Annotated in this window: 2 pseudogenes; both read right to left on the bottom strand. The window is 57.5% G+C overall.

The features are described from left to right. Nucleotides 1–389, bottom strand: a pseudogene (locus AC1DD5_RS25645) (hypothetical protein); the annotation flags it as partial. Between the two features lie 584 nt (nt 390–973). Further along, a pseudogene (locus AC1DD5_RS25640) lies at nt 974–1,315 on the bottom strand (esterase family protein); the annotation flags it as partial.

The raw sequence follows: 1,315 nt of genomic DNA, 5'->3' as shown, positions 1-1,315 counted from the left end.
TCGCCCGTGTGCACGAGGTTGTCCAGGACTGTGGTGGCACGAACCTTCTCTCCGGTGTACTCCAGGCCGTCCAGGCAGATCATCAGGTTGACCGATTCGGCTTCCTCGGCGCCGTGGGGCAGGTACAGGTAGACACTGCTGGTGACGCCAGGGTAGACGGTGTGACTGGTCCACCTGAAGTGGTAGTACTTCCCGGCAGGAACGCCCTCCTGCGGCAGCGATTCGGATGTCAGGCGGTACTCGGACACCGTGTCGTTTTCTGATAACTCGTAAGTAGCGATGTCCTTACTCGGGACGGAGTTCGCCAAGTCTTCGTCGTTGGTCATCATTCCCCAGTGGTCGAGATCCACCAGTTCGAGCTTGGTTGCAGTTGCCTGCGCATGGGTCATGGTGAAACACCCTTTCTTCTTTTCAAGCTGGTCGAGGTCTTGTCTCGAGGTCGCAAACCACTTGGAGCTCAGCCCTGATAAGCACTGAGAAACCAACACCAAGCACTTTGACGACGGCGGCTGCAGGCCACGTCAGGTTGGGCTTTCGCGCCACGCTGGTTGCGTTTGGGTACGTACCCTCAGGTGATCTCCCTAGATTCGTAAGTATTCGACGGCCGTAAATTATGTGGTGACCTAACCCACACCTTCAATTCAGCAGCGTGCATTGATTTTGCCTTAAGTTGAATGCTTCAGGTAGTGGTGGTTTAACCAATCGGCGAGCCATGATTTGGTGTTGTTTCAGTGTCCAGACTCTTTTGCTAGGTGTCGCCCGCGTCACAAGCGTCAGTGACAATTGTGACGCGGGCGAATAGTCGTGGACACGGGAGGTCCTGGGCGGGTCATTAGGTCCGCGGTCCTAATCGAGTAAATCTGGCAGCCAGCGCGAGGCCCTGTAACTCCAGGGTTCCAAACTAAGATTGTGCTGCGGTGCCCTCAGCCTGTGAAGAGGCGTTCTTTGAAGCGAAGCGTCGACTAAGCGCGATTCAATTGGCTTCAACCTGGTCGCGGAAGATCCATTGGAGTGTTTCGGGGAACACTGCGCCGGCGTGTCCGAGGGTGTGCCCGGCGGTGCCGAACACGAACATGGAATCGTAGCGGCGATACTTCAGGGCTGCGTCGAGGTCATGGTTAGCGATGGGGATGTTGCCGTAGACGATATCGAGGTCGCGCTTGCCGGATTGGTGCCAGACGCGGATTGGCTTGCGGGGGGTGCGCCGGACCATGCTGGGGAGGTTGTTCGCGCCCAGAATGTTGATGAAGCTGCCGCAGTGAGAGATCACGTTTCCGAACTGGTCCGGGCGGTGGAAGGCAGCGGTGAAGGCGCC

The sequence above is a fragment of the Paenarthrobacter sp. 10L420 genome, assembly GCF_056395385.1.
Note: the sequence above shows the minus strand (reverse complement) of the source record. Positions and strands in the feature narration are given on the sequence as shown.